Source organism: Bradyrhizobium sp. CAR08, from assembly GCF_052871955.1.
In genome coordinates this window covers 64,088-90,721 of the sequence record NZ_JBIXJX010000006.1, presented here as the reverse complement: position 1 = coordinate 90,721, position 26,634 = coordinate 64,088, and the positions used below count along the sequence as shown (strand labels likewise).

The window sequence follows — 26,634 nt, the reverse complement described above, 5'->3', positions numbered from 1 at the left end:
GTATAGCCATGAGCAAGTATCGCAGGACAGCCTGCCCTTGAACTCGAGCCCTACTGGATCGAAGCTCGGGGAAAGGAACGTTCGCCTCTCACGAGGAACTCGCCGCGCGCCACAGGCTTCTCTCTTCTTTCAGTGTTGGTGCGGTGGCTACCACTCGCACCGATCTCCAATTCTCCAGGGGTTGGCTCACGATCCCCGCAAATGAGGACCTCGGAAACGCCGCAGTCCAGACTGCATCGAGGGGGCCTACGTCTATGCGCGCGACAAGTTGCCCTTCGACCAGTAGCGCTACGGCCCCGGACCCGTCGCCCATGAGGGCCATTCGTCGCGGGGAGTCCTTACCACCACCATGGCCCACTACCGCACCGGTGGCACACCGCGGTTCGTTGTCATCGGACGCAGATCACTCCTTCGCGGAGCGTTAAGGCTAGCGGAGCGTTGTCCTCCAGCGTAGGCTTCCAATTCTCTCTGAAGGAGCCGAGCCTGCCGACAGCCGCAACAAATCTTGGTGAATCAACGGCGCGGATCCGAGCCGAAGACTCCCAATGACCTTCTCGCGACAAGCGGCTACAGAGATGGCCGACCAAGTCCACGTCTTGTCGGTTAGCTCGGGAAGCAGTCCATCGCTCTTGAGCGTAGCGCTAGTCGGAACTTTCCACGCCATCCCCTGTCTTTTGCGAGAATGTGACGAGCGGATACCGTTCGATCCCACCTTCACCATCTATGACCGAAAGACTCGGCCGACCCGATGAATTTGGTCCGGCTGAGCAGCGATTTTCCACCACTGAGTGCCAGTGGCACTTGCCTCGCCATGTACTCACGTTCCGTGAACGCGGAAACGTCACGGAGGGGGCCCTGGACCGGTTCTCTCCTTGCTCCGCCAGTAGGACCAGTGAGCTGAAGCAACCGCTCGCAGCCTACGCGGAGGCAAAGCAGGCGCAGAACGCGAACTTAGGACTGGCAGAAGGGACTATCGACGTAAATTTCAGTGCTCTTCGCTCTTGAGCTCACCGACATGATTCTGGGTGTAAAGCTCGATCCCGATCCGGTTGATCAAATCAAGCTGCGTCTCGAGGAAATCGATGTGGTGTTCCTCGTCCGTCATCAGGTTCTCGAACAAGTCGCGGGTGACATAATCCTTCACGGAATGACAATGCGTCGCCGCCTCTTGGTACAGCGCACGCGCGCTCATCTCGGCGGCGAGATCGCACTCGATGATTTCGTTGACGTTCTGGCCGATCCGCAAGGGATCGAGTATCTGCATGTTGGGAAAGCCCTCTAGGAATATTACACGGTCGGTGATGCGATCGGCGTGCTGCATCTCCTCGATTGATTCCTTGCGCCAGACCTTGGCCATCTCCGAGAGGCCCCAATTGGCCAGCAGCCGGTAGTGCAGCCAGTACTGGTTGATGGCAGTGAGCTCGTGACGCAATCCCTTGTTCAGATACTCGATGACTTTGGGGTCGCCCTGCATGATGAACTCCAACAGTTGAGGCGGGTCTTCGAGCCTAGGAGTTTAGAATGCTTCTGGCAAAAAACAAGCAAGCAGGCATTCCAGGCGCGAATCGAGCGGCAAATCCACCGAAGTCAGGGCGCTGCGGGCGCGATTTTGGGCTCATCTCCCGCGTCATCCATGATCTGGCTAAGCGAGCAGCCGGCCTGACAGGCTAGCGCACATTCCCTGTATGCCTCGTTGATGATCGTCTTGATGGTGCGGGCGCAGCGGCCGCATTCAGCGCTACAACCAAGGCAGTCATAGATCTGCTTGGCATTGCGCGGCGCGTCATCGGCCGTGTTGACGGCGTGGCGAACATCGTGGTCGCTGAGGACATTGCAGGAGCAGACGATCATGAAGCGCAAGAGACCTCCGGTGATGCAGCGTCGTCGATACGGGACGGCGTCGGAGCGCGTTGAAGGTCCCAGACAACGCGGAGATGAGTGAATGGCGCACTCCAGGGAAAGTGAGCCCTTGATCCTTAGATCTCAGCAAAACTCGGTTTGATGACTCGCGGCGGCGGCCAGCTGCGGAGCCGACAGAGCACACGGCAGCGCGCCGTTGCGTATCGGCGAAAGGTTAATGTTCTCGGTCAGCGTAGACGACACAGCTGGAATCTGTTGGCCCTGGGTAGCAGCCACCACGGCGTTTCGCGTGTTGTTGAAGACCTCCTCGATTCCTTTCGAAGACCCGATGCGCTCAAGAAGAGCGGTCATCAGCTGGCTATGTAGTTCGTCCACGTCTTCGACGACTTGGCCAGGCGCCGCTGAGCTCAGGATGAGCGCGTTTTCACTCGTTTGAATAGGCGCAAGTCCGTGTGAGTAATTCCTGAAGCGTCGCTCGTAGGGGTTGCGCCGCGAGGCTTCAATTACTAGGAGCCGTACGCGTGCTCCGGAAGACTTGAGTTGCGAAAGGAGGCGGTCAATACTTACGCCTTGTCGGCGGACATCTTCTTCAGTCCAGATCTTCGCATCGACCGGAATCAGATAATTCTGTCCGTCGGATTGGACACCGTAACCTCCGAAATACACTAACACAATTGAGTTCAAATGTACTTTTGCCGTTAGACGATCAATTGCGCGGGTGATGTCGGGACGCGCCGCATTGTCAACGGCGTCGACCAGAAAACCGTCGTTGCGAAGAGCATTTGTCAAACCTTCCGCATCGCGTGTCATTTGAGAAAGAGGAGATTCGGCATCGGGATAGGTTGAATTACCAATCACTAGAGCTAGCCGATTAGTACCGACGGGGGCAGATTCACCCGACCCAATGGGCGCGCTCATAGACCGAGGCGTCTCCAACCGCATTGTCCTGTCGAGGCCGGTTGAGAACAAGCCGAGCAGGACTGCGATGCCGACTAGTATTCTGGGAACAGTCATTTCATTACGGTCTCCAGTTCACCGAGAAAATGCTCCTTTGCGTAAGACTTGGCGTTAACAGCATTCGCGCACTCGCACCCCGTCGCGTGCCCGCCGTCGAGTCCTTCAATTGCGGCGCGCGGTCCAGTAGCCCGAGCATCGTGCCATTCCTGAGTGGCCGCTCCAGGTCCCCCGACCGGACGTTGCGAACAATTTGCCCGCACCGGCGGCAACTTTGTCTTGGACCGTTACCGAAGCGCGAACCGCGCCGGACCTTGCGACGTAACCTCGAAATTTTACGAGATTGGGATGCGTGACAATTCCGTTGGTCACATCGACAGTAAAGCTGTAACTGGAATCGCAGGTTCCCCTTTGCGTCACGAAGACGAGGTCCCAAGAGCCGTCGTAGGCCGAGCGCCCATATGCTGCCGGTGCAAATGCAATGAAACAGCTTGTAGCTGTGATCATAAGCGAACGTTTTGTCATGATAGTTCTCCTATCTAGTTAGCAAGAGTTTGTCTCGATCGGTCCAGTAGTGGCGGGCATTCGCCCGGAACCGGTACGGTCTCGGATCAAAGCCATTGCGACGCTGGCGTGGAGAGCGCTTCTCAGCTACCACGCCATGCGTACCCAGCCATTTAGGGCCAGGCTCACGCATATAATGACGTTCGGTCTGAAAGGGGTCACAGGCGGTCTCGAGGAGCTTGCTGCACCTGGTTTTGATACTCACCACGCATTGGCGAAGCGGCGCTATGTATGACGGAACCGCCGAGCATGCTGACTTCGATGCGACTTCTTGCCGTTTGCCGCACCTACGACGCGGACCGCCGTTGGATCGCCAACGGCACTTGCGATCATCGCGTATCAGCGTGTCTTGGCGAAGTGAAGCACTAGCAGTGCCTTCCAGATGCCCTTCTGGAATGCGGAGCCGACGAGTTCGAGGCTCGATGTGGAAGGACCTCCGTGTGCCCGCCGAGAAATGGCTGAGCTGGTCCTCCGCGCGCTCAAAGATCGGGTGGTCAACAGCCTCCAAGAGTTCGCCAAGGCGCACGCGCTTTAGATCGAAGTTTTCCAAGAACACCGCTAAGGTTTTGTGGCTCATGAGTTTGAGGGGGGCCCCCGGTGTTTCAACAGCTTTATAGAAAAACGTCACGTCGACCTCCGTTAGACTGACCGCGCCGTGTCAGCGTTGCGGCTTTCGGACGGGCCGTTGCTGTTTCGTACGCACGCGGTAGTCCTTCAAGCTTTGGGTATATTGAGAAGACGACTTCGAAGGCGTGAAGTGCACTTCAGGTTTGGCGGGCGCACGATGTTTCCATGAAACTCGGTCATCCCGAGTCGCTGTCGAGCTTGTCGAAGCATGCGAATAGCGGCTCGCTGGAAACGTCGATGTAGAGACCAGACTTCCTGTTGTCCCAGTATTCGTTGGAGAAGGGAACGCTCGGTCCCATCAGTCTGCGTCTCGCGATACTACTCGGAGTCAACTTCGAGACCGCTTCGGCGGTGTTCCTGTAGGTCGGCATCCGCCGTACTCCGTGGTGTGCTACATTGAAGATATGTACCGGGTCGTCGACCGTCCAATCACCTCCAGCTATCGAAACGATGCCATGAGTTTGCGCGAGCGGTCGCCGGCGGCCACGGCGTCTGCTTCAATCCCGGCTGAGGTCGGGTTAGGCTCTTTGCGTCCTGCGAAGTACCGGCCGAGAAGGTTGTCGCGTTTGTTCTCGGGCATGTTCCCCGGTCTCACCGCGGGTTTAGGAAGGCTGCGCGGTTGCGTGCGACGTATGCGCACCGCCCGCGGAGCGAGCGCGGGGGTCAGTTCGCTCCCTGATGCTCTGAAGGATCATTTCGGAGCCCGGCGCCAGAGCCATCAAAGCGGTGACCGAGGCGAGCGCCGCCGCGGTCCATATCACGTGCCGGCATGCCTGAACAACAGTAACGGATGCAAAGGGCTGACGCGCAGTACAGGATCGGCAATGGCGGGGCCGACGACAGTGCCGCCGTCATGCTGATGGACTAGCCCAACCGCCGACGTCTCGAGATCTAAAGCGCTCGCGGAATTGAGAGAGTTGAAAGACCAAGCGATCTGGCGCGGCGCGTCGCGTAACTTGGCAACAGCGAAGGTTGATCACGGGGTCTTGCTGCGGCTTAAAGTGCCCGCAGCACATCACGCCCGCTTCCGCGAGCTCGAGCAAGCGCTCAATCCGGTCAGGTACTGCATCTTAGACTGGAAGGCGAGATGGGGGCTTTCAGGGCCGCCGGTTCCACCCCGGTCAGCGCGGCGAGCAGCTGAGCACGAAGTCTGGGACTGAGACATCAGTGCCCGATCGGCGCTCGGCCGATGACCTGCCGTTATGGACTGTATGATCAACAAACATGAGCGCCGTGGTGCGACGCGTCCTAGTCTTCGAGGCAGTCCGGTCGCTACCGGTAGCTGAAACGCCGGCGTTGGTTGCTTCGTCACCAACCGAATAATCGTTGGCGGTCTAATGGAGGATCAAATGCCACGCATTTCCATTCCGAAACGCGAGGACGCTCCGGTGGACTCCAAGCCAATCCTCGACAACGTCGACAAGATGCTGGGCTTCGTGCCCAACCTGCACCGCCTCATGTCGATCAGCCCGAACGTGCTCTCCGGCTGGGCTACCCTGATGGCATCACTTGCTAAGACGCTGGACATCAAGACGAGAGACGGGATCGCGCTGGCGGTGTCTGAGGCGGACGGGTGCGACTACTGCTTGGCCGCGCACAGCTTTATGGCGGGCAATCTAACCAAAATCCCAGCGGATGAAATCGAGTTGAACAGGGAGGGCCGCTCAATCGATCCCAAGCGCCAGGCTGCGGTCGCCTTCGCGAAAGCGCTCATCGAGACGCGCGGCAAAGTTTCCGACGCCCAGTTTACGGCCGTCAGGGATGCGGGGTGGACAGACGCCAACATCGTCGAGATGATCGCGCTGACTGCTCAGTTCTTGTTGACGAACTTCATCAACAATGCGGTACAGACCCCGATCGATTTTCCCGAGGTCAGTCCCGCGAAGGCGACCTAATGCGAGTTGCCCTCCCTTACGGAGGAGACGACTGGAGAAACCAATGTCTCGACACTCCTGTCGGCTTGGTGTTAAACGTGTGTACGAGCTGCCCGAGGGCTCGGACGGCACGAGGGTGCTCGTCGACCGCATTTGGCCGCGCGGACTCACGAAGGAGCATGCCAGCGTGGACGTGTGGCTGAAGGACATCGCTCCGAGCGGCGGCCTCAGGACCTGGTTTGGTCATGACCGGAACCGGTGGCGCGAGTTTCACAAGCGATACTTCGAGGAGCTCCGCGCCAATCGCGCCGCAGTCGAGCACCTGACAAAGCTTGCATCGACGGGCAAAGTCACGCTGCTCTTCGGCGCGCACGATACCAAGCGCAACAACGCCGTAGTGCTCGCGGACTATCTCGCGGCCCGCTAATCGGGGTGATGTACGGAATCGGAAGCTCGCTCAAGTCGTCGTATAGCTTGCCGCCGGCCCGATGCCGACGCGATCGTTAGCGCGGATGTCGGCGCAAGGCCCAGCGTCCGCCCGGCGAGACACATGTTTGCAGCCTGCATCAGTTGTGCGCGGCCTCGTCGCCAGGCGTTCCTTCGAGCTCGATGGAGCGCTCGAAGCAGTCGCAGCCGCCATCCCTGGCATGGTGGTACGACACGGCTACTGCGACGTCGGATAGCGGCATTTTTTCGCCTTCGCGCCTGCAGCCGTGTGGTCATCGCCGAGCATGCGGCGAGCGAAGCACCTAGCAACTCGTCGGGGCCGCCCCCCCGGTGCCGCCGCTGCTGTCGGGGCCGCGATTGAGAACACCGATGCGCCGACAGGCCGTTAAGCGTGCCAGCGTCGTCAAGGTCTCCGGCCACCTCAGCCTGTGGCGGAGAGGTCCATCATCGTTCGAGTTCGTCATCGTGCTTTCCTTTCAGAGTTTGACTTGGTCTTAGCTGGCGAGCCAGAGCAGGTCAGTGCACGATCGGTTTACACGGACCTTTCCGCGCGCCTCCGGCTCACGCTCGCTGACGACGAGAGCACGTAAGCCCTGATCACCACTGGACAACAGAAGGACGCTTCGAGGGATCGCCCAATCCAGCGCAACGAGGCCGCCATGATGTTCGAGCGGAACACGATGAGGAGCCAGACGAGCGACGCGTTAGCAGAACCCGGATTTCAGCGATGCCTCGGCCTAAGCCGTCCTCATTTCGGCGGGTCTCCTTGATCGTGTTGGTCGCGGTCACCTCGCGAGAGCGACGCTGGCTGCTCCGCGGCTCGCGACTTCGCTGACGCACGGTCTAATTCGCAGCAGGGCGGGGAGCGGTCTCAGGCGTAGAGGGTCTTACCGCCCTGGGCCTCTGCATAGTACTGAGGTGCCTCGCGACGGTCGTATTTGCCATAATCGCGTACGATCCGCACTGTCCGAACCCGTGCCGTCTCATTCGGCGCGTAAGCGTCCTCGTAGGCCCGCGCTGCACCGGCGTCCTTCCAGGATATGAGCAGAATCAGGTCGCCGGGCGTAAGTACGGCCTCGAAGATGTCCCAGGACGTGGTGTCGGGAGCCCACGGATTCAGGCCGAGCCACTCGGCGCAATCGTACGGGTTGTCGGTTTGCTTCCACTCCCCGGGGCGAGTCGCGTTGATAAGCGTAACCGTCGTTCCCTCCCCGACTTCGGTCTCGTCGAGCCTTTGCTCAGTGACTGCGTACCCCGTCGGCACCTGATTGTCGGCAGTGATCTGGCCGACGCGCAGGTGATAGTCCGCGAGGATTTCCTCGCGCCCCTTCTGCTGAACCTCATGATGACGCCGGCGGGAGCGCCAGCGGACAAGCGACTTCTCGTCCCGCCAGTTTGAAAGCGAAAGGATCCAGCCCTCGCGAATCAGGCTCTTGTATCGGATATTGTCGACGAAGCCATCGACCTGCTCCAGCTCGGGGTGCAGCCTCTTGGCGTTCTCGAAATAGTCATCCCGGCTCTCTTTGTTGGGGAGCATCTCAAAAATCACTGAAAACATACTCGGATCTCGCTCCTAGAGTGCTGCGACGCAGTCGATTCTCGACGTAGAATTGCCCGGTCGATCGAGGATCTAAGCACGGCAGTGTAGCCGTTGGCCCCATCAGCCGCACGGAAACATGCTGTCCCTGGGTGTAGTCGGACGTTTCGGATACGGTTGCGAAAGAAGCTCTTCATAGCGGCGTCCTCCGGGATCTCGACCATCGTGCAGCTCTGCCATCGCCCGGGTTGCGAGAACCGCTTCAGTCATTCGCGTATGGCTGCTCTCTGCGGGCGAGAGCCGGCTACAGCCCGCTAAGCGGCCATGCGCCGGATGAGCAGGGTACCGTTATGCACTTCCGCGCGGCGAATGAAAAATGACATCGCGCCATGAAGTCGATAGTCGCTGGTTATGACCGCCCTCCGCCTTCCGCATCGGACTCGCGTGCACCCGACGCCGGCTCCTCCAACAGCACGGTCAGCATCCTGACTGCCTCCGTTAGCTTGAGGATTTCACGCTCGCGCGGTTGGTCGATCTTCTCATGCAACAACTCTATCTCGAGCTCCGCCTTCACGTCGATCCGGTACTCGTTCTCCGCCGCCTCGCGATCGATGTCCTGCTGCCGGTTGTGGCTCATCATGATGACTGGCGCGGCGTGGGCCGCCTGGAACGAAAGCGCGAGATTGAGAACAGTGAGCGGGTAAGGATCCGAGCGCCTGATCGCGCCCACCAGGTGGGCCGATGTCCAGACGCATAGGATCACGCTCTGGACGATGATGAAGGTCCACGATCCCATGACCGCGGCGACTGCGTCGGCTATCCGTTGCCCTGGAGTCAGGAGCGCAACCGTCGGTGGGCTCATCGATATCCTGAAGCCGACGTGAGCGGCGCGTTCGTCTGAGGTCGACGAGCAGGGTTTGCTCGGCCGGCTCCATGCCTCCGAGACGTCCCGCCTTGTCTTCCACGCAGCTAGCACCCCTTCCGCTCGACCGCGAGGTCGACGCGGCCAGGCAACTGCCACGTTCTGATCGCGGTTGGTGAGCCGTGGAGCTTCGTGGCGTCTCCGCGAGGGCGCTCCCCGGTACCTGGCGCCGACAGCCGATGTCGTCCGATCAGCTCGGATGCAGAGGCAACAGGCCGCACTCCCAACCGGCACTGGAGAAGTTTGCTGGCGTGCCCCGCGTCGAGCGAACAGTGTGAGTGACGAGGGTCGATCGTTTATCTCTCGAGGCGCTCGTGGCGAGCTACACGGAATCAGAAGCGAGCGCGAAGGCCGTCAGGATCACGATGGAGCGCGGCGGTGACCGCCACTTCACCGCAGACGGGAGCGATCCCAAGTCGCCGTGCCCGGCTGAAGCGAAAAACGTCAACTGCGGTCTCGAGTGCAGCTTTCCATGCGTTTCAACTCTCCTCGGCGGCTCGATGCTCTCCGCTCCCTGGGGAGATGCCCGAGAACAAACTCGCCTGGCTGGTATTTCTCAGGACGCCAAGAGCCTCACCCGACCTCGGCCGGTAAAGGTTGAAGCTGACGACGTCGCCGCCGGCGACCGCTCGCGCGAACGGGCTGGATTCGCTTTCCGTAAAGACTTCCGCCCGGTGACGCCGTACCGCAGTCCCTGGTACACGCCTTCGCCGCAGCCCGATTCAAAGTCCTGTTGCAGCAGTGTCAGACCCGCCTCCTAGGACCTTGCAGATTGAAACACCTCCAACGTCGATCCTCATGGCATCGTTTCGATAGCCGGAGGTGATTGGACGGACGACGACCCGGTACATATCTTCAATGTAGCACACCACGGAGTACGGCGAATGCCGACCTACAGGAACAACCCCGAAGCGGTCTCGAAGTTGACTGCCGAGCAGTATCGCGAGACGCAGACTGATCGGATCGAGCGCTCCCTGCTGAAACAAATCCTGGGACAACAGGTAGTCTGGTCTCTGCGTCGACGTTTCCAGCGAGCCGCTATTCGCATGCTTCGACAAGCTCGACAGCGAAACGGGATGGCCGAGTTTCACGGAAAGCGCGAGCGCCCGCCAAAGCTCGAAGTGAACTTCACGCCGTTGAAGTCGTCTTGTGCCCATTGCGTACGCCGTTCCTTGGTCGACGCGAAAGCGGAATGCAAGCAGCAGTCCTGACTTCACTCTACCAGAACGTCGGCTTTTTCCGCTCGCTTCCGCACTATCCTGGTGAGTCGTTCTTAAGTATGGCCGAGTGATTGGATGGTTGACACACCCAAGACTGACTCCACCCCGACGGCTCCAATCCAAAGGAGCCGGTTTTGGGAACCCCGGATGAAGGGGACCGTAGTGTCGAGTGTTACCCCCGAAGAGAGCTGCGGTCCTCTCATTTCGGCTTGTTACCTGATCGTCAGGTGCGTGCTCGCGAGCGCCCTAATGTTGACGATGAACCTGCCATCTTCCAACGGCCATGATGCGATGCACCCGGAGCTGAACCCGTGGTTTGCGAAGCTCCGTAGTAAGTCTGGGCCCTGCTGTGATGGCTCCGACGCCCTACATCTGCGGGATGTCGAATGGACCACTCAAAACAAGAAGGAAAGCCATTACAGGGTTATGGTGCCCAAGACCGCCGACCTCTACAGATCCGCCTCCAACGGTCAGGACATGAAGAAGGGCGATACCGAGTGGGTTGATGTTCCCGACGATGCCCTCATTACCGAGCCGAACTTGGACCATAGCACCTTGGTATGGGTGTGGTATAGCTCCGGTTTTCAGATGACCGACCAACCGCACATTCGCTGCTTCATGCCGGGACCGCTGACATGACCCGCGATGTTCATGATTGCGCCGCGCTCGAAATGAAAAGCGGCATCTCGAGGCCGCAAGTGTCCTCAAGAACGGTGACAGCTCGCAGGCATACACGGAGACAGAGGTCCGCTCCAAGCACGGAGACAGCCACCTCGGCCATGTTTTACCTGACGGGGCCTTGCCACAAGGAAGGGCTGAGATACTGCGTCAACTCGGCCCCCCTTCGCGTAATCCACCGCGACCAATTGGGGTGTGAGCGATTCGGCGAGTACGTGAGGTTCTTTGCAAAGCAGGAGGCCTGAAAATGGCAGGGACTACAGAACGCGCGATCCTGGCAGGCGGTTGCTTCTGGGGGATGCAGCAGCTGGTGCGGCGCCTGCCCGGTGTGATCTCAACGCGGGTCGGCTACTCCGGCGGCGACGTCGAGAATGCCACGTACCGCCACCACGGCACACACGCGGAAGCGATCGAGATCAGGTTCGATTCGAGTCAGACAAGCTTCCGCGACCTGCTTGAGTTCTTCTTCCAGATCCACGATCCGACGACTCTCAACCGGCAGGGAAACGACCAGGGTGCAAGCTACAGGTCGGCGATTTTCTACATAAACGAGGATCAGCACCGCGTCGCACAGGAGACCATTGCCGACGTCGAGGCCTCAGGGCTGTGGCCGGGCAAAGTGGTGACCGAGCTTTCGCCCGCTGGCGATTTCTGGGAGGCAGAGCCAGAGCACCAGGATTACCTGGAACGCTATCCGAACGGCTACACTTGCCATCGTGTTCGTCCACAATGGAAGTTGCCGCGCAGGAACGCCGCCTGACGGGCGATTGCGTTGTCGGTGGCCTGCGGCGCGCGCGCAGCCCCGCGGCGGGTGTGTCGTAAGCGTTTGCAAAGTGCTCTCGCCGCTCCCGCGAAGTCGCTCAGAACGCGACAAGGTGGTGAGGTTTGGAGGGCCGGGCAAGGCCTCAGATTCTCGGCCCTGGATCATTCCATGACGTTTGACGTGCGCGAGTCTATGCGCGTTGAATGGCCCATTTGAATTCATCGTGAGGACTTGCAACTGCCTTTGCGCATCCGTTCCAATCGGCGCTCGTGCTCAGGTGGCCTTGAGCGGTTCTAGCGATAGGCCGGCACACGAACGAGTAGGACTGAGAACCGATTTCCGTCGCGGGCGCAACGGACGCAGTCGATGACCGATGCGCTCTGCGAAACTGGCACCTCACATACGCGACCTGTTTTTTGTGGCGATCGCTCTCGCTGATCTGATGGACTACGGCCATTCGATGAGCGGTTCACATTCCTGTTCAATGCCTAGTAGAAGACACTGAGGCGCGGCTGCAGCGTCCTCGTCGCGGCATGATCACGCGGGCTGGCAATGGACGAAGTCCAATAGCGCGCGCATGTCGACCCGAGCAGTCGCTAACTTGGTTGCTCCCGGGCCGGGGAGGTCGCTGAGCTGATCGAGCTCGGATGTAACATGAGCAGCCTATGGGCTGGTCGGGGCCGCGTAAGTGGCAGACCCCGAACGGCCCGCACGGGACGATGACGCTGAAGTCTCAACTGGTCGAACCGACCCGTCCGTCGTGCACGTCAGCTACTTCGAGGCTCATGCGCTTGCCAGGTGCTCTGGAAATCGGCTGCGGAGCCAGAGCGCAAAGGGTTGAGATGGACGGCACCCTAGGCCCAAATCCGCGTCCCTACCGAAAGCTGGGATGCAGCAGATATTCGACGACGTCTGAGAGTGGATGCCCAACCCGTTTCGCTTTACACGCGCTTCGGCGTGGTTGGTGAGTAAAATTAGGCCTTTTTGCGGGGCCGCTCTTGCGTGACGGCGCGGGGCCATGGCCGCGTGCAATGCATAGAAAAGTGCGAGACGGCAACAAGGAAGCGAACACGAAGCTGAAGCGGCTTCTGGCTGACGCCATGTTGACAATGCGGCATTGAAGAATCTCCTGGGAAGGAAATGGTGACGCTCGCGGGGAAGCGGAAAGCTGTCGCTCATCTGGTGGATGCTCACGGGATGAGCGAACGGCGGGCGCGTAAAGCGGCTGCTGCCGCATGACCATGAGATATCAGACAACCCAGGCTGACGCTGCTAACCGCCGCCAGCGCCTGAGCGATTGCTCACGAACGTCGCCTGCATTCGCGGCTCGGATGGAGAACCCGTCCGAGTTCGCCATGACCTGCCGCCCGCGCCAGGATCTGGCGCTGCGCTACCCGAAAGGCTCCGCGCCAGCTCCCGTCGCTCGCACCGCCCACCGGGCAAATTTGCCGGCAAGAGCGAACTCAAAAACTAAAAACTTGGGGCAAGGTCAAGGGCAGAGCGGCGACGCGAGACGCGCCGCTGCCGCAGGGAATCGGCAGTTATGTGGGCAAAAGGTTATTCATCGGTGAAGCCTACGACCGGACAATTCACCAAATTCCCTGTCGTCTTCACGGGCCCGCCCGCAGGACTCACCAGCAAACCTGACGCACTTTTTGCTTCGAGATCGTCGCCGTCAGTGATCAGTTTCCGTTGATCCTTCGAGATAGCCTCCTGGGTCCACTCGGCGAGTCGTACGTCCCACATCGGAGAGTATCCGGCGCTGATCTCCTTGAAGTGCGCGAGGATGTCGAGCGAGGGGCCCTCTCCGTTGATGGCACTGTCGAGCCCCTGGCGGTTCGGATCGTTCTCACCCATCTTGCCGTTCACAATCGTATAGATCACCTCAATCGCGCCGCTCTGAAGAATGTCGCTTTCCGCAGGCGCAAAGGTGGACGACTCGAGGGTCGCCGACTCCTCGGAGTTTGCGTCAAAACTAAGATAACGCAGGTGTTTGCCATTTGCGAAGCCAGACCGGAGTTTCAAGTCAACGGTACCTTTGTCAGGACAGATGCTCGCCACGGAGTCCGTCACGACAGAGTAATCAGGACTGCCGTTGCAGAACGCGAGTTTCGCGGGCTCGACATTAAAAGCGATGACTGGAGCGTTGAAGACAATGTCCTTGCGATTAGCCACCCGAGCCAATGGGCTGTAGTGCACATCCCCGACAGATCCGGCTCGGGCCGTCCTAGGCGGAAAAAAATGGGGCGCCTCCCCCCCCACCAACGTTTGTGACGGTGAGAAATCGACCCGGCCCGATTTGAACGTGAAGTTACCCGACTCATCCATTTCCGCAACCCGTGTGCTCGTCAAGTCTTTTGCCTTAGCGAGACTCGGCGCCCATGTGAGCCCCATGTCTTTCGAAGTAGCGTAGTCACTTACGTCGGTAAGCACGAACCAAACAGTTTCTCCCGAGGCAAGACGGCCGCGATGGAGCGGCAGGCTCACCACCTCCCGTACAAGGTCCACTTTGCCCGACGTGAGGAATTGCTTGGTGATTTTTTTGTAGGTTACCGGACCGGCTGCTAGACTCCCTTGGGGTGCCGAAAACGACAGAAGAAAGATCATCATCGATCCACAAATGCATCTGCTGAACTTTTTACTGCGCTTCATGACCCTACCTTTTTCTGCATCCAGTCTGGTATTACCCACGCATCTGGTCATACCCACGACATCCAAGCGGACGTGGCTAACAATCCGTCACTTCTTTAGTCCGGGATAGCCATGGACATAGATCCAGTCAGTCGCCTTGGCTGGGATGTGGCAGCCCAGGCAATCTGAGCGAAAGTTCGTTGAGGTCGTTTTCACGGGATCGCCCGCGTCGAACCAAGACCAGCCCCAGCCGTTGCCCCACAACTTATTATCGGGGTGGCTGTTCTTACTGTCCTTCACCATCATGAACCATCCTTTGAGAAGTTCTTGATGGCTGACCGTTCCAGTCGTCATATCCGAAGTGGCCGCGTCGTAAACCTCCTTCACCAGGATCGAACCTTGGGGAAATTCGCCCGTTGTGCGATAGCTTGCTGCAGTTCCCGGCGAAGCGTAGACGACGTGAAGTTGCTTAGCGCCTTTGTCACCTGCGACAGACCAACTCCCAAGGAATTCGTAGGTGGTTCGGTAGTTCTTCGGGATATGCATGTTGCCTGCCGCATCAACAAGTTGTTCCTGCGCAGGGGCGGGCTGGCTGGCTACGGGCTGCGAAACAAGACACCCGACCGTAACTACGATGAAGGACGCGGACGCCACGGCCGCACTTCTGAGAAATGTCATCACAGGCTTTCCTACTTTGTAATCGAAGGATTCTGGCTGGGCGGCATTTTTTTAGAAGAGTTCTGGCCAGGCGGCACCGGCACCTGGTCGAGCAACACGTAGAACTGCGTCCATACGTCATCCCGTTTCGCACTCGCAATGTGGCAATAGGCGCATTCCTCGATTGGCCGGACTTTCGCGGTGGCTGCCTTGGGTTCATGGTGGTTGAAGTTGTAATAGCCCCAGCCGTCGGTCGCCTTATATCTCTCGCTGTCCTTGACCGTCACATCCGCGCCGTTGAAGGCGCCCGGGAAGAATCCTTTCCCAGATGGCTCAGTTCTCGAACCGTCCGGATGAGTGGCGGGCAGCATGAGCTGCAGTTCTTTCACGAAGATTGTTCCTTCGGGGAAGACACCAGTTTTCTTGTAGATATCGTAAGAACCAGGCTCGATATAGACGTTGTGAAATTCAGGGAAGTTCGCTTGAGGGGGGTTTAAGAAGTTTGGCGTCAGTGGTGAACCGACATAAACCCATTCGTGGAAGTTCTTTGGCAGAACAAGCTCGCCATCTTTCGTGTATTCAGGAAGATACCGGCCGGTGGCGTGCCAATCGTCGGGTGGTGGTAGCTGTGGTTGCTGTGCGAAGACTGCGGTCGCTATAGCGCTAGCACCGAGGACGGCGGATAGTGCTAATACTGTGCGTCTCATGATCTCTCTCCTCTGACCAGCTATAATGTCACCGAATGCTGTAGTGGCGGCATTCGTGCGCAGGCGGTCTCATCAACTACGCACAAGTCAGATTAAACGTGCGTGCCTATGTGCGAAAGCAACGAAGGGGCATGCAATTGATATCCGTCGGGAATGATGTCCTCTCGAACTATCTATGTTTGGCGATAATGAGCGTTTCGCCCGCGCAACGCATGCCGAAATGATCCGGAGTCACCGGCGTGACAATCGATTGATTGGAGAGATCGCGCTTGGGCAATCTAATCCGCGCGATTGTTACTCACCGCGAAGCGTACGGCCTTGTGATCCATCGTCCAACTAAAGCACTTCGTTTCGAGTAGGCCTGGTAGCGTAGCCTGCCCGAACTGTTTCGCGCTTCCTGTCCAGCTCAAGAGCCTGCGTTTGCAAGCATGCCTTGCATGCTCACCTCTGGTCGGCCGGCGAGCCCCGCCTTGGCCTTGCTCATGTTGGCGATCCGCACCGGCCCAGCTCTTCAGTTGTGAACAGCCCCTGAGCGGCTTGGTACCATGTCTGGGCAACATCGTAGAGTGCCATGCGCAACGAACTATTGCCCAGCTTGCTGATCCGGCCTGTGTAGTCCGATCTCGCTGGACTGATGCTATTCCGGTGCTCAGGACAACCTCGTGACCCTAGTGGCGTTTGCATCTGCGCGCCGAGCGCATCGTGCAACGCCTCGAAGGACGAAGGCACAGAAGCGCTTCGCTGGAAACGAATGTTGATGCGACCCGCTTCGCCGGCAACTGGCCGCCCGACGCTAGATTCCACCACCTCAGGCGGCGGTTCGCCCTCTTGCCTGAGGATCTCGGATCGTCTCCGGCAGCATCGCCGAGCAGATCCGCTTTGTCGGCGGGAGGCCTGATCGACGAGGCGCGCAGGGCGTGACCAAAGCGGCAGCTGATTGTTTCACCACGCGCCGCCGCCAAAAGGATACGACACGTCGGTCGGCAGGCGCGGAGTGACTCTCTCAATCGGTCAACGCCAGCGCCTCGCGATCGCCCGCGCGATCGTGAACGGCGGCTTCCACGCTCGACTCGGGAACGAGCGAGTTGGAGTAGGCGCTGATCGCACAACGACTGACGCACCGCGATCCTGGTCGCTCATCGGCTTGCCACCATACAAAAAGGCAGACCATACCGTCGTTATGGAAAGGGCCGCATCGTAGATCAGGTATGCATTCGGACCTCACGCAAGGCACGTCTCTACGCTCTGCAATTTAGCCGCTGTCACGGAGAGGACGGCAAAGCCGCCTCGCTGATAGTTGCAGCAGAACGTGCGCGGTTTTCCGAAATGGACGCAGGCGGGCCAGTTGCAAGCTGGCTCAGGCGGCACCCGACCATAACCGGACCTCATGCAAACTATAACTAATACGAGTGCGAATGCGTGATGAGCTACGGTCGACGGACGGTCAGGAGAGATTGAGATGGACGATCTGGACGTACCAGCGAGTTGGCAAGCAAGGCATCGGCCACACGGAAACGTCAGTAACAGACGTTTGTGTGTGGACGTAGTGCCGGGGGAACGAGCATTGACGCCGCCCAACGGGACGTTCGCTGCGGACGATCACAATTGTGCGGCCGAAGCTTACGAGCGTCATTTCCACGGCTGTCTTGAGCGCCTGCACGGGGAGCAACGTTATCGCGTCTTCGCCGACATCGAACGGATCTCCGGCCGCTTCCCAGCCGCCAAATGGCGCCGGTCTGACGGAACTGTTAGGGAAATCACGGTTTGGTGCTCGAATGACTATCTCGGTATGGGACAGCACCCGGAAGTCGTGAGTGCACTGACCGCAGCAGCTCACCGCTGCGGCGCAGGAGCGGGTGGAACGCGCAACATCGCCGGCAATAATTCCCCCTTGGTTGATTTGGAGGGCGAGCTCGCTGATCTGCATGGCAAGGAAGCGAGCCTCGTCTTTACCTCCGGGTACGTATCGAATCAGGCCAGCATCTCGACGATCGGTAAGCTGATCCCAGGCTGCGTGGTCTTATCTGATGCAGATAACCACAATTCGATTATCGAAGGCGTCCGCCAATCAAATTGCGAAAAGCGGATTTTCCGGCACAACGATCTCGGTCACCTTGAGTCGTTGCTGCGCGAGGCAGGGGACCGCCCCAAGCTTGTCGTGTTCGAGTCCGTATACTCGATGGATGGCGATGTGGCGCCGATCGGCGCCATCTGCGACCTCGCGGACCGGTATGGCGCGATGACCTACCTCGATGAGGTTCACGCGGTTGGCCTCTATGGCGGTCACGGTGCCGGGATCAGCGAGCGTGATGGCGTGATGCACCGCGTGACCGTGATCGAGGGTACCCTCGCCAAGGGATTCGGCTGCGTTGGCGGCTATATCGCGGCGTCGCGGTCGATCTGCGACGCGGTGCGCAGCTTCGCGCCCGGATTCATCTTCACGACGGCACTCCCTCCACCAATTGCCGCCGCAGCCCGTGCGTCCGTTCGTTACCTGAAGCACTCGTCTGCCGAGCGCGAAGCACAACAACGGCAAGCCGCTGCAACGAAGCGGGCGCTCAAAGCCGCCGGGCTTCCGGTCTTCCCGACCGACACCCACATCGTGCCTGTGATTGTCGGCGATGCGGAATTGTGTAAGGCGGCAGCCGATCGTCTTCTAGAGCGCCACGCCATTTACATCCAGCCGATCAACTATCCGACCGTTCCCCGTGGGACCGAGCGTCTCCGCATCACGCCCTCGCCATATCACGGCGATAGCCACATAGCGGAACTCGCAGCTGCGCTCGCGGAGACTTGGGAGACCCTCTCTCTTGCCTGAGAGCCGTGCTTGGGAGCGCCCCCTTCGCAACCGCCTCCCCCAACGTTGTGCATGGGAGGGGCATCGGCTACCCGGCGGGCGCGGACCGCGCTGGGAAGGCCTCGCGCCTCCTAGGTTGCGGCCGGGGCAGCCAAGTTGGGACGACGGACCAGCCAAAGAAGGCCGTTTGAGGAGAGACCCGCCCCTTTTCGACACCCTTTCGGTTAAAAGATGTGATGCGACCCAATCCACCCCTTCTATCACGCTGCTACGTTGCATGGGTCATCGCGTGGCAGATCTTGCCGCTTACGATCACAATAGGGCTCGTATTCTTCTGGTGGGCAGCCTCGAAGAATTGACCTTCGTCATCCTGTTGGGCGGTTCTCTCCAACGGCGCCGCCCTTCGTTCGAACATGCTGATCCAGAATCGTTCATTTCGATAAGCCCTCCAACCCGGAGTGCGAAAGCGATCCGAGCGAGACAACGGGCAACCGGAAATAAAAATGGATATCACGCAGCGGTGTCATCTCTTGATCGAGGATCTGTCCGTCGCGCGCGGCGAGCGCGTGGTGTTAGGTGGAGTGTATTTGCAACTGGGCTCGGGCCAACTTGCCGAAGTGACGGGTCCCAATGGCGTGGGCAAATCCACTCTTTTGCGCGCTATCGCCGGTTTCTTGCCATTGGGATCTGGTCGCATGTCACTGGTGGAGTCCGAAGCCATGGATTCAGCGCCCTTGGCAGAGCGCCTCCACTACGTGGGTCATCTCGACGGGCTGAAATCAGCGTTGACCGCCCGCGAAAACCTCGAGATCGGCCTGGGAATTTTGGGCCGAGGTCGGCTAACCCCGTTAGACGCGCTGGAGCGTCTGGAGTTAGCCCACGTTCTCGATCTGCCCGTTGGCTATCTCTCCGCGGGGCAGCGTCGCCGTGTCGCATTGGCCCGGCTCCTGGTTGCCGATCGCCCTCTATGGCTGCTCGACGAGCCGCTAACGGCGCTAGACCGGCACGCACGAGCCTTGCTCAAGACTATTGTCGCGGACCATCTCGGAAGCGGAGGATTGATGCTCGCCGCCACCCACGAACCACTCGGTCTGCCGGGAACAGTCCAAGTCAGGCTCGGAGCGAGGTGAGTGTCTTCCCGCTGAGGCGCGGCCGGCATCCTTATAGCCGTCTGTCTCAAGGTCGGGAGAGAAGAGGTCACGCCGCTTTTCCGATTTCCCCGGAACGGTCTCGACGCAATGGCGACGCGGGATGGGGGCCATGATCCGTATTCTCCTCGTCGTTTTTCTTCGCGACGTCACGCTGGCGCGTCGCATCGGCGGAGGCGGAGTTCTTGGCCTGGTCTTCTTCCTCAGTCTCGTAACTGTGGTGCCTTTCGCGATTGGACCTGACCTGCGCTTGCTGTCGCGCATCGGTCCAGCCATTCTGTGGATAGCGGCGCTCCTCGCGAGTCTATTGGGCCTTGACCGTCTGTTCCAGGCGGATCACGAGGACGGTTCGCTGGACCAGATGTTGCTGTCGCCGACGCCGCTAGAACTCATTGTTCTGGTGAAGTGCATGGCCCACTGGTTTGTTACAGGGCTACCGCTCGTTCTGCTCTCGCCTTTGTTTGGCCTGATGTTGGACTTGGACGGCTCGGCGCTCTGGGCGGTAGCAGCGACCTTGTTGGTGGGTACGCCAACTTTCACCTTCCTGGGAGCGATCGGTGCAGCGCTTACCGTCACGCTTCGGCGGGGTGGTCTTCTGCTTTCGATCCTCGTTGTACCACTAGCCGTACCAGTGCTGATCTTCGGTGTCTCCGCGGCGCAGAGTGGCACAGCGCCCGTTCTGACACCGTTCCTGGTTCTCTGCGCTCTGGGACTTGCATCCATCGCCCTCGCCCCAATCGCTGCAGCCGCGGCACTTCGCGGGGCGGGAGAATGACAAGCGCATGCAGCGGAAGGGTTTGCTTGTGAGCGCGCCGTTGCGGAACGACTCCGCACGCTTCCCAAGCTAAGACGACTTGATCATCGGGCAACGCCTATAGCGGAGTATCCGCGTCTAACAAGGCCGCGAGCCGATCCCGCTCGGCTTGGCTCAGGGGCGCCGCCGGCGTAGGTTGCAGGCGTCGCAATCTGAACAGGAGAGCGATCCCGCCCGCTGCGAGCACCAAAGCCGGCATTCCCCAGAGGAAGGTGGTTTCCAAGTCGAGCGGTGGTCTCAGCAGGATAAAGTTCCCATAACGCTCCACCAGAAAGTTGCGGACCTGCTCGTCGCTCTCGCCGAGGTTAAGGCGTTCGCGCACCAGCAGTCGGAGATCCCGCGCGAACTCTGCTTTCGAATCGTCGATCGACTGGTTTTGGCAAACCAGGCAGCGCAGTCCGGCGGAAATATCGCGCGCGCGCGCCTCAAGGTTCAGGTTGGGCAGGACCTCATCTGGCTGCACCGCCCTGGCCAAGCCAGGCGCGAGGCCTGCGGACACCATCGAAAGCAGAAGAATGCGACGAAGCGGAGTCATTCGGCGGCCTGCGGCGCTGCTGCGGGGTTAGCTGCGGCGCGGACGCGAACCGCGCGGCGCGCGAAGCCGATTCTGAGGCGTCTATCAGACAACGACACGATCCCTCCAAACCCCATGATGACGCCGCCTATCCAAATGGCCGTCACAAGCGGCTTCCAGAACATGCGCGCATCGATCGAACCATCCGCGTGCTGGTCCCCAAGCGAAATGTAGATCTGGCCAAAACCCAGCGTCACGATGCCTGCCTCGCTGACGGTAGTCTGTCGTACGGGAAAACTGCGCTTGGCGGGCTCGACGGTGGCCACGGCCGCGCCGCCCCGGCTTATGACCGTGTAGGCCAGGACTTCGGAGTAGTTCGGGCCCTGTCGCGATTGTAGATTTTCGATAGTCGCTTGATAAGGCCCGAGATCGATCCCCTGGCCTAGCTTGACGGTCGCGATCCGCTCCACGCCCCAACCGGTCGCCGCCAAGCCCATAAGTGTCACGCCAAGGCCAGCGTGAGCGATAGCAGCACCCCAGGCGGAGCGCGGCAGCCCGACCGCGCGGGCCAGCATCACTCGAATGGGCTGCCCACGTGCCCAGATACGCGACATCACATCGGCGAACGAACCGACTATGAGGTAGACGGCGAGGCCGAGGCCAACCGTGGCGAGGACAGGGCCGCCTCGGATGACGGCAACGAGCACAAGTGCGACCACGAGGCCCCCCAAGGCTGCAACCGTCGCCCGCTGCGCCGCGCCGAGCAGGTCGCCACGCTTCCAGGCGAGCGACTGACCGATCGGCATCAGCAGAACGATCAACGCTAGTAGCGGACCGAGGGTCAAATTGAAAAACGGTGCACCGACCGAAATCTTGTCCCCGGTCAGAGCCTCAAGCGCGAGCGGATAGAGCGTGCCGGTCAGGACCGTAGCGCAGCAGGCGGTGAGCAGCAGGTTGTTGACTGCGAGCGCGCTCTCGCGTGAAACGGGCGCGAACAGACCACGTTGGCTCAGGGAAGGCGCACGCCAAGCATAAAGCGCGAGGGAACCGCCGATGAACGTGCTCAGGATGATCAGGATGAAGACGCCGCGCGTCGGGTCGCTGGCAAACGAATGAACGGAGGTCAGCACCCCTGAACGCACCAGGAAGGTGCCGAGCAGCGATAGCGAGAATGTAAGTATCGCCAGGAACAGTGTCCAGATCTTGAGGGCTTCGCGTTTCTCCATAACGGCGGCCGAATGCAGGAGCGCGGTACCCGCAAGCCAGGGCATGAGTGACGCGTTTTCGACCGGATCCCAGAACCAGAACCCGCCCCAGCCGAGGGTGTAATAGGCCCAGTACGAGCCCATGGCTATGCCAAGCGTTAGAAAGATCCAGGCAATCAGAATCCAAGGCCGAACGTAGCGGGCCCAAGCGGCGTCCAACCGTCCGCTGATCAGCGCCGCCACCGCGAACGAGAACACGATCGAGGAGCCGACATAACCGAGGTAGAGGAGCGGTGGGTGTATTGCAAGGCCCGCATCTTGAAGCAGCGGATTGAGATCCTGGCCTTCAAAGGGCGCCGGAAACCGTCGAACGAAGGGATCGGAGGTGAACAGGATGAAGCAGAGGAAGGCAAAGGAGATCCAGCCTTGGACCGTTAGTGTATTGGCGCGCAATTCCTTTGCCATGCCGCGCCCGAGAATCGCAACTGCCGCTCCGAAGGCCGCGAGGATCAGAACCCAAAGCAGCATGGATCCTTCGTGATTGCCCCAGACGCCGGCGAGTTTGTACAGGAGTGGTTTGGTCGTGAGTGAGTTCTCGGCGACTGTCACGAGACTGAAGTCGGACACCACATGAGCGTAAGTCAGGGCCGCGAAGGCATAGCCCAACAGCAGGAACTGGGTGATTGCAGCTGGGACCGCAATGGAAGTCAGCTCAGAATCGCCACTGCGGGTCCCCCAGAGCGGCAGAACTGACTGAAGCAGCGCGACGGCGAGAGCCAGAGCGAGCGCGTAATGTCCAGTTTCGACGATCATCCTTTCGCCCCGTCCCGTTGTGGTGTTTCGTGGAAGGTCGCGCTATTGCGCCCACGCGGATTTTCGTTCTGCCAAATGCCTGATTGCTTGAGTTTGTCGGCTACGTCCTTGGGCATGTATCGCTCGTCGTGTTTGGCGAACACGGTATCCGCATGAAAGACGCCCGGTCCCTCCACCGTGCCCTCGGCCACGACGCCTTGTCCTTCACGGAAGAGATCCGGCAGCAATCCGGTGTAGCTGACCTGGATGTCGTACTTCAGGTCGGTCACCGCGAAGACGACAGTCGACGATCCACCATAGGTAAGTGAGCCAGGTTTCACCAGGCCACCGATGCGCAGACGGGTTCCTCGCGGCGGCGCCTTTTCGGCCATCTCGGTCGGCCCGTAGAAGAAGACGATGCTGTCACGCAACGCAAACAGGATGAGCCCAACCGCGATGGCCAAGGTGAAGCCTGCTGCGCTGATGATAGCGATGCGCCTGCCCTTTCTGGTCAAAGTCTACCTCTTCAAACCTAGCTGACTGACGAGTTCATCGATGCGCTCTGGCGCTTGCGCATCTTCTGCTAACTGGGCGCGCGCACTTGCGACGGCCGCCTCGGCTTTCTGGCGTTCACCCAATACGACGTAGGACCTAATCAGTTGCAGCCATCCCTGAAGGTCATGGCCATCCTTCGAAAGCTTCTCGGCCAGTCCTCCCACCATCCCGCGGATCGCGTCTCTCCGCTGCTCCGGTGGAAGGGCCGCGATTTCAGTCCGGCTTCGGCCGGCTTCTGCTTTTGATTGAGTTGGCCTAGAAGACTTATCCAGGTGTTGGCGGACGGCATCCATCCACGGGGCGCCGGCTGGCGTATCGGCTTCCAGCGCCTCCCAAAGTTGTCTCGCCCGATCTGTGTCGCCATCTTGCTCTACTGCGAGCGCATGGAAGAATCGGGCCAGAGGCTGTTTGGGATCATCCACGAGTGCTTGGTTAATGGCAGCGCGTGCTTCTGCAGTCACAACGCCGTCGGCAGCCATCGTCAGCGCCTGCCCAAGAGACGCACGCTCCTCCGCATTTTCGCCGAGCAGCCGTAGCGCCGCCCTATACGCATGCGCCGCATCCTGAAACCTCCCCATGCGCAGGTAAATTGGCGCGACAACCTGGAATCCGCGGCCATCATTGGGGTGGCCCTTCAGACGCGTCTCGACTTCGGAAATCGCGGCAGCGAGAGTGAAGTCCTCACCCGTGCGCCTCGATGCGATCGGCATATCAGGCTGGTTGGGAGCGCCGACCTTGAGATACGACGCGAGAGCGACGAGTGGCAGCACTAGGACGATCGCCAAGGCCGCGGCAGTGCGTCTCGGCTGCCAGCGCGGCCACGCATGTGGCCGGCTCTCCGACGCGGAGTCGAGTGACGCAAGCAGCCGGCGCCCGATCTCGGCACGCGTGGCCATGGCATCCTCGGGCCCTACGAGCCCGCAGCGGACGTCATCATCTGCCTCGGCCAGAAGGCCGCGATAGAAGGCCACGTCGGAATCGTGACCGCCAAAGCTCTCACGCCGCTCGGAGAGCGACCGGGCCAGCGCCAGCACGATTGCAAACGTCATCATTGCGAAGACGGCCCAGAGCACGTTCAAGGCCTCCGTCCGTATTCGCCAATCCGTAACGCACCACGTTTTCGGGTATCCGGCGCGCTTGAAAATCGGACTGCTTCTATGTGTGCCGCTCCCATGGTCCGATCGGCCACTCCCGAATGATGTAAATGGACTTGCAAGGCAGTCGTCATGGACGCTCTGCCCCGGCAATTGCCGCCATCAGAGCTGGTCGACTTGCGTCCGAGATGCCTCCAACCAGCTTGTAGGCGATTGTGCCATCCCCCTTGACCACATAGGTCTCGGGGACGCCATAGACGCCGAAATCGATGCCCGTTCGGCCGGACCGGTCAATGCCGACTTGTGCGAAGGGGTTCCCATTCGCGGCGAGATAGGCTAGCGCGTTTCTGGGATCGTCTTTGTAGACGATGCCGGTAAGCGTCACCCCCTGTCGCTGCAGCATCCGGTCGCTCGCCAACGCCATCAGAGCCCCTTGTTCTTCCCGGCACTCGATACACCATGATGCGAACACGTTCACAATTGTCACGTGCCCCTTCCGCAGATCGGCGCCCGACAAGCCGGGTGGACCAGGCGTGCGAAGCCCCTCCAGCGGCTCCAGCGCAAACTGCGGTGCCGGCTTGCCGATCACAGCGGAGGGCACGAGTGACGGGTCTCCGGCGCCGAGCCGCACCAGGAGTAACGCCGCAATTCCGACGAAAACTAGAAGCGGGATAATCAGCCACAGGCGGGCCAGTGCGCGGCGACGGGCCATGGCGCTTGAGCGGAGGTGAATCGAAGTTCGGATGTTGCTCATACGCGGCCGCGCGGATCGGAGTGACGAAGTTGCAGACGACGCAAGGTACGGCGCTGAACGCGATAGTCGATGAGAACCGCCGCGATCATCCCGGCAAGCATGGTGCCCGTCACCAGAAAAGTCGCTGTGATGAACCCGCTATGCTGCATCATTCTGCTCAGGACGCCATTTCGACAGGCAGCATGCAAGCCATCGCAGGTTCGCCTGCAGCCGCCATCGTGATCGCAAGCCGCCGGATTCGGCGTCGCATGATTTCGTTACGGACGGCCATTACGTGGAGAGTCACGAACAAAAGCGTGTATGCGAGCGCCATCACAATTAGCGGCCATAGCATGGTGCCAACAATCGCCGAGCCCTCCATCCGAAATACCGATGCCGGCTGGTGGAGAGTGTTCCACCAATCAACCGAAAATTTCACGATTGGGATGTTGATGAACCCAACCAAGGTCATGATCGAAACTGCTCGTGCCGCCCTGTTCGGGTCCTCGATCGTCTGCCAGAGCGCGATTAGACCGAGATAGATCAGAAACAGAACCAACACGGAGGTGAGCCGGGCGTCCCAAACCCAATATGCGCCCCACATCGGTTTACCCCAGAGGGAGCCAGTGACGAGGCAGATAAAGGTGAAAGCCGCGCCAAGCGGCGCAGCCGCCTTTTGTGCTGCATCGGAAAGTGGATGACGCCAAACTAAGGATCCGAGCGCAAACACCGCCATGAACGTGTAGGCAAGCATCGCTGTCCACGCGGCGGGAACGTGGATGTACATGATGCGCACCGTCTCGCCTTGCTGGTAGTCGGGTGGCGCGGCGAATGTTCCGAGCAGACCAACCGCGAAGGCGAACGCCGTCGAACCCCAAAGCCAAGGCAGCAGCCTTGTGGCGATACGCACGAAATTGCCAGGATTGCTGTACGCAGTGAAGTTCAGACTCAAATTCCGATCTCCTCGAACTCAACCTGCAGGCCGGGATTGCTCGCGCTCCCGACGAAAGTTCGTGCCACTCGGGCGTCTACAAGCCGATGAGTATCGCATCACACCGGAGACGATTTCACAAATTACCTCCAGTTATTGTTTTGATGCCCGCTAGGCGCCCAGAGCTGAGCGGCTCCGATTTGTATACTTGGAGTGGCCGAAATCGTCCCGTGCAGACGCGGCACAGCAATTCGAGAGACCGATAGCAGGTGGAAGCCGCGCGTTATTCGATCGCGTGCGACGTCGAGATAGCGGCTAATGCCGCGCTCGATGCTCGGCGTAATGAGCTAAGTGACGGCGCTCGTCTCGTGTAAGCGGTCCGCTTCAAAGGGCGCCTTCTTCGTATAGGTCCCTTACTCCGTTTGGATGCCCGACCCGTACGTAGGGTCAATTGAGCCACCAATCGCGATCATCGTATCTATAACGCGTGCGGTGGCCCTCCCAGCTATCGCTGCCCACCTTGGGCGTTTCCTCCCTAGACTTAGGCCGCTTGTGGCAACGCAGGCGGCCTTTTTTTTGTGTGCACTCATATGGAATTGAACCGAGCCTG

At 59.9% G+C, this 26,634-nt stretch carries 27 protein-coding genes and 1 pseudogene; 11 read left to right on the top strand and 17 right to left on the bottom strand.

Annotation, left to right across the window (positions count from 1 at the left end):
* Positions 1–985: 985 nt before the first annotated feature.
* The 4 genes from bfr to ACIPUD_RS14615 form a co-directional block, all read right to left on the bottom strand.
* Positions 986–1,474, bottom strand: coding sequence for a bacterioferritin (gene bfr / locus ACIPUD_RS14630; RefSeq protein ID WP_009859347.1), 489 nt, complete (start codon positions 1,472–1,474; stop codon positions 986–988).
* 113 nt (positions 1,475–1,587) lie between these two features.
* Positions 1,588–1,851 (bottom strand): (2Fe-2S)-binding protein, encoded by a 264-nt coding sequence (locus ACIPUD_RS14625; protein ID WP_446481120.1) that lies wholly within the window; start codon positions 1,849–1,851, stop codon positions 1,588–1,590.
* A 132-nt stretch (positions 1,852–1,983) separates the two neighbouring features.
* Positions 1,984–2,778, bottom strand: a complete 795-nt coding sequence (locus ACIPUD_RS14620) for a caspase family protein (RefSeq protein ID WP_446480925.1) — start codon at positions 2,776–2,778, stop codon at positions 1,984–1,986.
* Positions 2,779–2,979: 201 nt separating this feature from the next.
* Positions 2,980–3,339, bottom strand: a complete 360-nt coding sequence (locus ACIPUD_RS14615) for a hypothetical protein (RefSeq protein WP_009859350.1) — start codon at positions 3,337–3,339, stop codon at positions 2,980–2,982.
* Between the two features lie 2,015 nt (positions 3,340–5,354).
* Between ACIPUD_RS14615 and ACIPUD_RS14610 the strand changes: the two genes are divergently transcribed.
* Together ACIPUD_RS14610 and ACIPUD_RS14605 are read left to right on the top strand one after the other, a co-directional pair.
* Positions 5,355–5,900: a carboxymuconolactone decarboxylase family protein gene (locus tag ACIPUD_RS14610; protein WP_446480924.1), complete on the top strand. Its 546-nt coding sequence runs from the start codon at positions 5,355–5,357 to the stop codon at positions 5,898–5,900.
* A gap of 43 nt (positions 5,901–5,943) precedes the next feature.
* Positions 5,944–6,306, top strand: a complete 363-nt coding sequence (locus ACIPUD_RS14605; protein WP_446480923.1) for a DUF488 domain-containing protein — start codon at positions 5,944–5,946, stop codon at positions 6,304–6,306.
* A 139-nt stretch (positions 6,307–6,445) separates the two neighbouring features.
* Here the strand turns inward: ACIPUD_RS14605 and ACIPUD_RS14600 are convergent, their stop codons facing one another.
* The 3 genes from ACIPUD_RS14600 to ACIPUD_RS14590 form a co-directional block, all read right to left on the bottom strand.
* Positions 6,446–6,568, bottom strand: coding sequence for a hypothetical protein (locus tag ACIPUD_RS14600; protein WP_446480922.1), 123 nt, complete (start codon positions 6,566–6,568; stop codon positions 6,446–6,448).
* 629 nt (positions 6,569–7,197) lie between these two features.
* Positions 7,198–7,884, bottom strand: a complete 687-nt coding sequence (locus tag ACIPUD_RS14595) for an antibiotic biosynthesis monooxygenase family protein (protein ID WP_446480921.1) — start codon at positions 7,882–7,884, stop codon at positions 7,198–7,200.
* A 388-nt stretch (positions 7,885–8,272) separates the two neighbouring features.
* Positions 8,273–8,725 (bottom strand): DUF1003 domain-containing protein, encoded by a 453-nt coding sequence (locus ACIPUD_RS14590; RefSeq protein ID WP_446480920.1) that lies wholly within the window; start codon positions 8,723–8,725, stop codon positions 8,273–8,275.
* Positions 8,726–9,063: 338 nt separating this feature from the next.
* Here ACIPUD_RS14590 and ACIPUD_RS14585 point away from each other — a divergent pair, with 338 nt between their 5' ends.
* The 6 genes and pseudogenes from ACIPUD_RS14585 to ACIPUD_RS14560 all read left to right on the top strand — a co-directional run.
* On the top strand, positions 9,064–9,546 hold the full coding sequence (locus ACIPUD_RS14585) for a hypothetical protein (protein WP_446480919.1): 483 nt from the start codon (positions 9,064–9,066) through the stop codon (positions 9,544–9,546).
* A 123-nt stretch (positions 9,547–9,669) separates the two neighbouring features.
* Positions 9,670–9,996, top strand: a complete 327-nt coding sequence (locus tag ACIPUD_RS14580) for a hypothetical protein (RefSeq protein ID WP_446480918.1) — start codon at positions 9,670–9,672, stop codon at positions 9,994–9,996.
* A 258-nt stretch (positions 9,997–10,254) separates the two neighbouring features.
* Positions 10,255–10,644, top strand: coding sequence for a hypothetical protein (locus tag ACIPUD_RS14575; protein WP_446480917.1), 390 nt, complete (start codon positions 10,255–10,257; stop codon positions 10,642–10,644).
* 16 nt (positions 10,645–10,660) lie between these two features.
* Complete coding sequence (locus ACIPUD_RS14570) at positions 10,661–10,882, top strand: peptide-methionine (R)-S-oxide reductase (RefSeq protein ID WP_446480916.1); 222 nt, start codon at positions 10,661–10,663, stop codon at positions 10,880–10,882.
* Positions 10,883–10,930: 48 nt separating this feature from the next.
* Positions 10,931–11,443: a peptide-methionine (S)-S-oxide reductase MsrA gene (gene msrA / locus ACIPUD_RS14565; RefSeq protein ID WP_247334933.1), complete on the top strand. Its 513-nt coding sequence runs from the start codon at positions 10,931–10,933 to the stop codon at positions 11,441–11,443.
* Between the two features lie 1,061 nt (positions 11,444–12,504).
* Positions 12,505–12,784: pseudogene (locus tag ACIPUD_RS14560) on the top strand (IS3 family transposase); the annotation flags it as partial.
* 219 nt (positions 12,785–13,003) lie between these two features.
* On the opposite strand, the gene ACIPUD_RS14555 reads toward ACIPUD_RS14560, so the two are convergent.
* The 3 genes from ACIPUD_RS14555 to ACIPUD_RS14545 form a co-directional block, all read right to left on the bottom strand.
* The gene (locus ACIPUD_RS14555) at positions 13,004–14,098 is read right to left on the bottom strand and encodes a DUF7482 domain-containing protein (protein WP_446480915.1); all 1,095 of its coding nucleotides are present in this window, start codon (positions 14,096–14,098) and stop codon (positions 13,004–13,006) included.
* An 87-nt stretch (positions 14,099–14,185) separates the two neighbouring features.
* Positions 14,186–14,755, bottom strand: a complete 570-nt coding sequence (locus ACIPUD_RS14550; protein ID WP_446480914.1) for a cytochrome P460 family protein — start codon at positions 14,753–14,755, stop codon at positions 14,186–14,188.
* 11 nt (positions 14,756–14,766) lie between these two features.
* A complete protein-coding gene (locus tag ACIPUD_RS14545) occupies positions 14,767–15,441 on the bottom strand; it encodes a cytochrome P460 family protein (protein ID WP_085385711.1) in 675 nt (224 codons plus the stop codon).
* A gap of 1,459 nt (positions 15,442–16,900) precedes the next feature.
* On the opposite strand from ACIPUD_RS14545, the gene hemA reads away from it, so the two are divergent.
* The 3 genes from hemA to ccmB all read left to right on the top strand — a co-directional run bounded on the left by hemA (position 16,901) and on the right by ccmB (position 20,161).
* Positions 16,901–18,259 (top strand): 5-aminolevulinate synthase, encoded by a 1,359-nt coding sequence (gene hemA, locus ACIPUD_RS14540; RefSeq protein ID WP_446480913.1) that lies wholly within the window; start codon positions 16,901–16,903, stop codon positions 18,257–18,259.
* 482 nt (positions 18,260–18,741) lie between these two features.
* Positions 18,742–19,368, top strand: a complete 627-nt coding sequence (ccmA, locus tag ACIPUD_RS14535; protein WP_446480912.1) for a heme ABC exporter ATP-binding protein CcmA — start codon at positions 18,742–18,744, stop codon at positions 19,366–19,368.
* A 130-nt stretch (positions 19,369–19,498) separates the two neighbouring features.
* Positions 19,499–20,161, top strand: a complete 663-nt coding sequence (gene ccmB, locus ACIPUD_RS14530) for a heme exporter protein CcmB (RefSeq protein WP_028141256.1) — start codon at positions 19,499–19,501, stop codon at positions 20,159–20,161.
* 97 nt (positions 20,162–20,258) lie between these two features.
* Here the strand turns inward: ccmB and ACIPUD_RS14525 are convergent, their stop codons facing one another.
* The 7 genes from ACIPUD_RS14525 to ACIPUD_RS14495 all read right to left on the bottom strand — a co-directional run bounded on the left by ACIPUD_RS14525 (position 20,259) and on the right by ACIPUD_RS14495 (position 26,045).
* Positions 20,259–20,735 carry a cytochrome c-type biogenesis protein gene (locus ACIPUD_RS14525; protein WP_446480911.1) on the bottom strand — a complete coding sequence of 159 codons (477 nt, stop codon included), beginning with the start codon at positions 20,733–20,735 and terminating at the stop codon, positions 20,259–20,261.
* On the bottom strand, positions 20,732–22,732 hold the full coding sequence (locus tag ACIPUD_RS14520) for a heme lyase CcmF/NrfE family subunit (RefSeq protein ID WP_446480910.1): 2,001 nt from the start codon (positions 22,730–22,732) through the stop codon (positions 20,732–20,734). The genes ACIPUD_RS14525 and ACIPUD_RS14520 overlap by 4 nt, the downstream gene beginning before the upstream one ends.
* Entirely contained in the window at positions 22,729–23,226 is a 498-nt protein-coding gene (gene ccmE / locus ACIPUD_RS14515) for a cytochrome c maturation protein CcmE (RefSeq protein ID WP_446480909.1), read from the bottom strand. Before ccmE ends, ACIPUD_RS14520 begins: the two co-directional genes overlap by 4 nt.
* 3 nt (positions 23,227–23,229) lie before the next feature.
* On the bottom strand, positions 23,230–24,339 hold the full coding sequence (gene ccmI, locus ACIPUD_RS14510) for a c-type cytochrome biogenesis protein CcmI (protein ID WP_446481119.1): 1,110 nt from the start codon (positions 24,337–24,339) through the stop codon (positions 23,230–23,232).
* 151 nt (positions 24,340–24,490) lie between these two features.
* Complete coding sequence (locus tag ACIPUD_RS14505; RefSeq protein ID WP_446480908.1) at positions 24,491–25,114, bottom strand: DsbE family thiol:disulfide interchange protein; 624 nt, start codon at positions 25,112–25,114, stop codon at positions 24,491–24,493.
* Positions 25,111–25,266 carry a heme exporter protein CcmD gene (gene ccmD, locus ACIPUD_RS14500; protein WP_063615308.1) on the bottom strand — a complete coding sequence of 52 codons (156 nt, stop codon included), beginning with the start codon at positions 25,264–25,266 and terminating at the stop codon, positions 25,111–25,113. The genes ACIPUD_RS14505 and ccmD overlap by 4 nt, the downstream gene beginning before the upstream one ends.
* A gap of 5 nt (positions 25,267–25,271) precedes the next feature.
* Positions 25,272–26,045 carry a heme ABC transporter permease gene (locus ACIPUD_RS14495; RefSeq protein WP_247383962.1) on the bottom strand — a complete coding sequence of 258 codons (774 nt, stop codon included), beginning with the start codon at positions 26,043–26,045 and terminating at the stop codon, positions 25,272–25,274.
* Between the last annotated feature and the right edge of the window lie 589 nt (positions 26,046–26,634).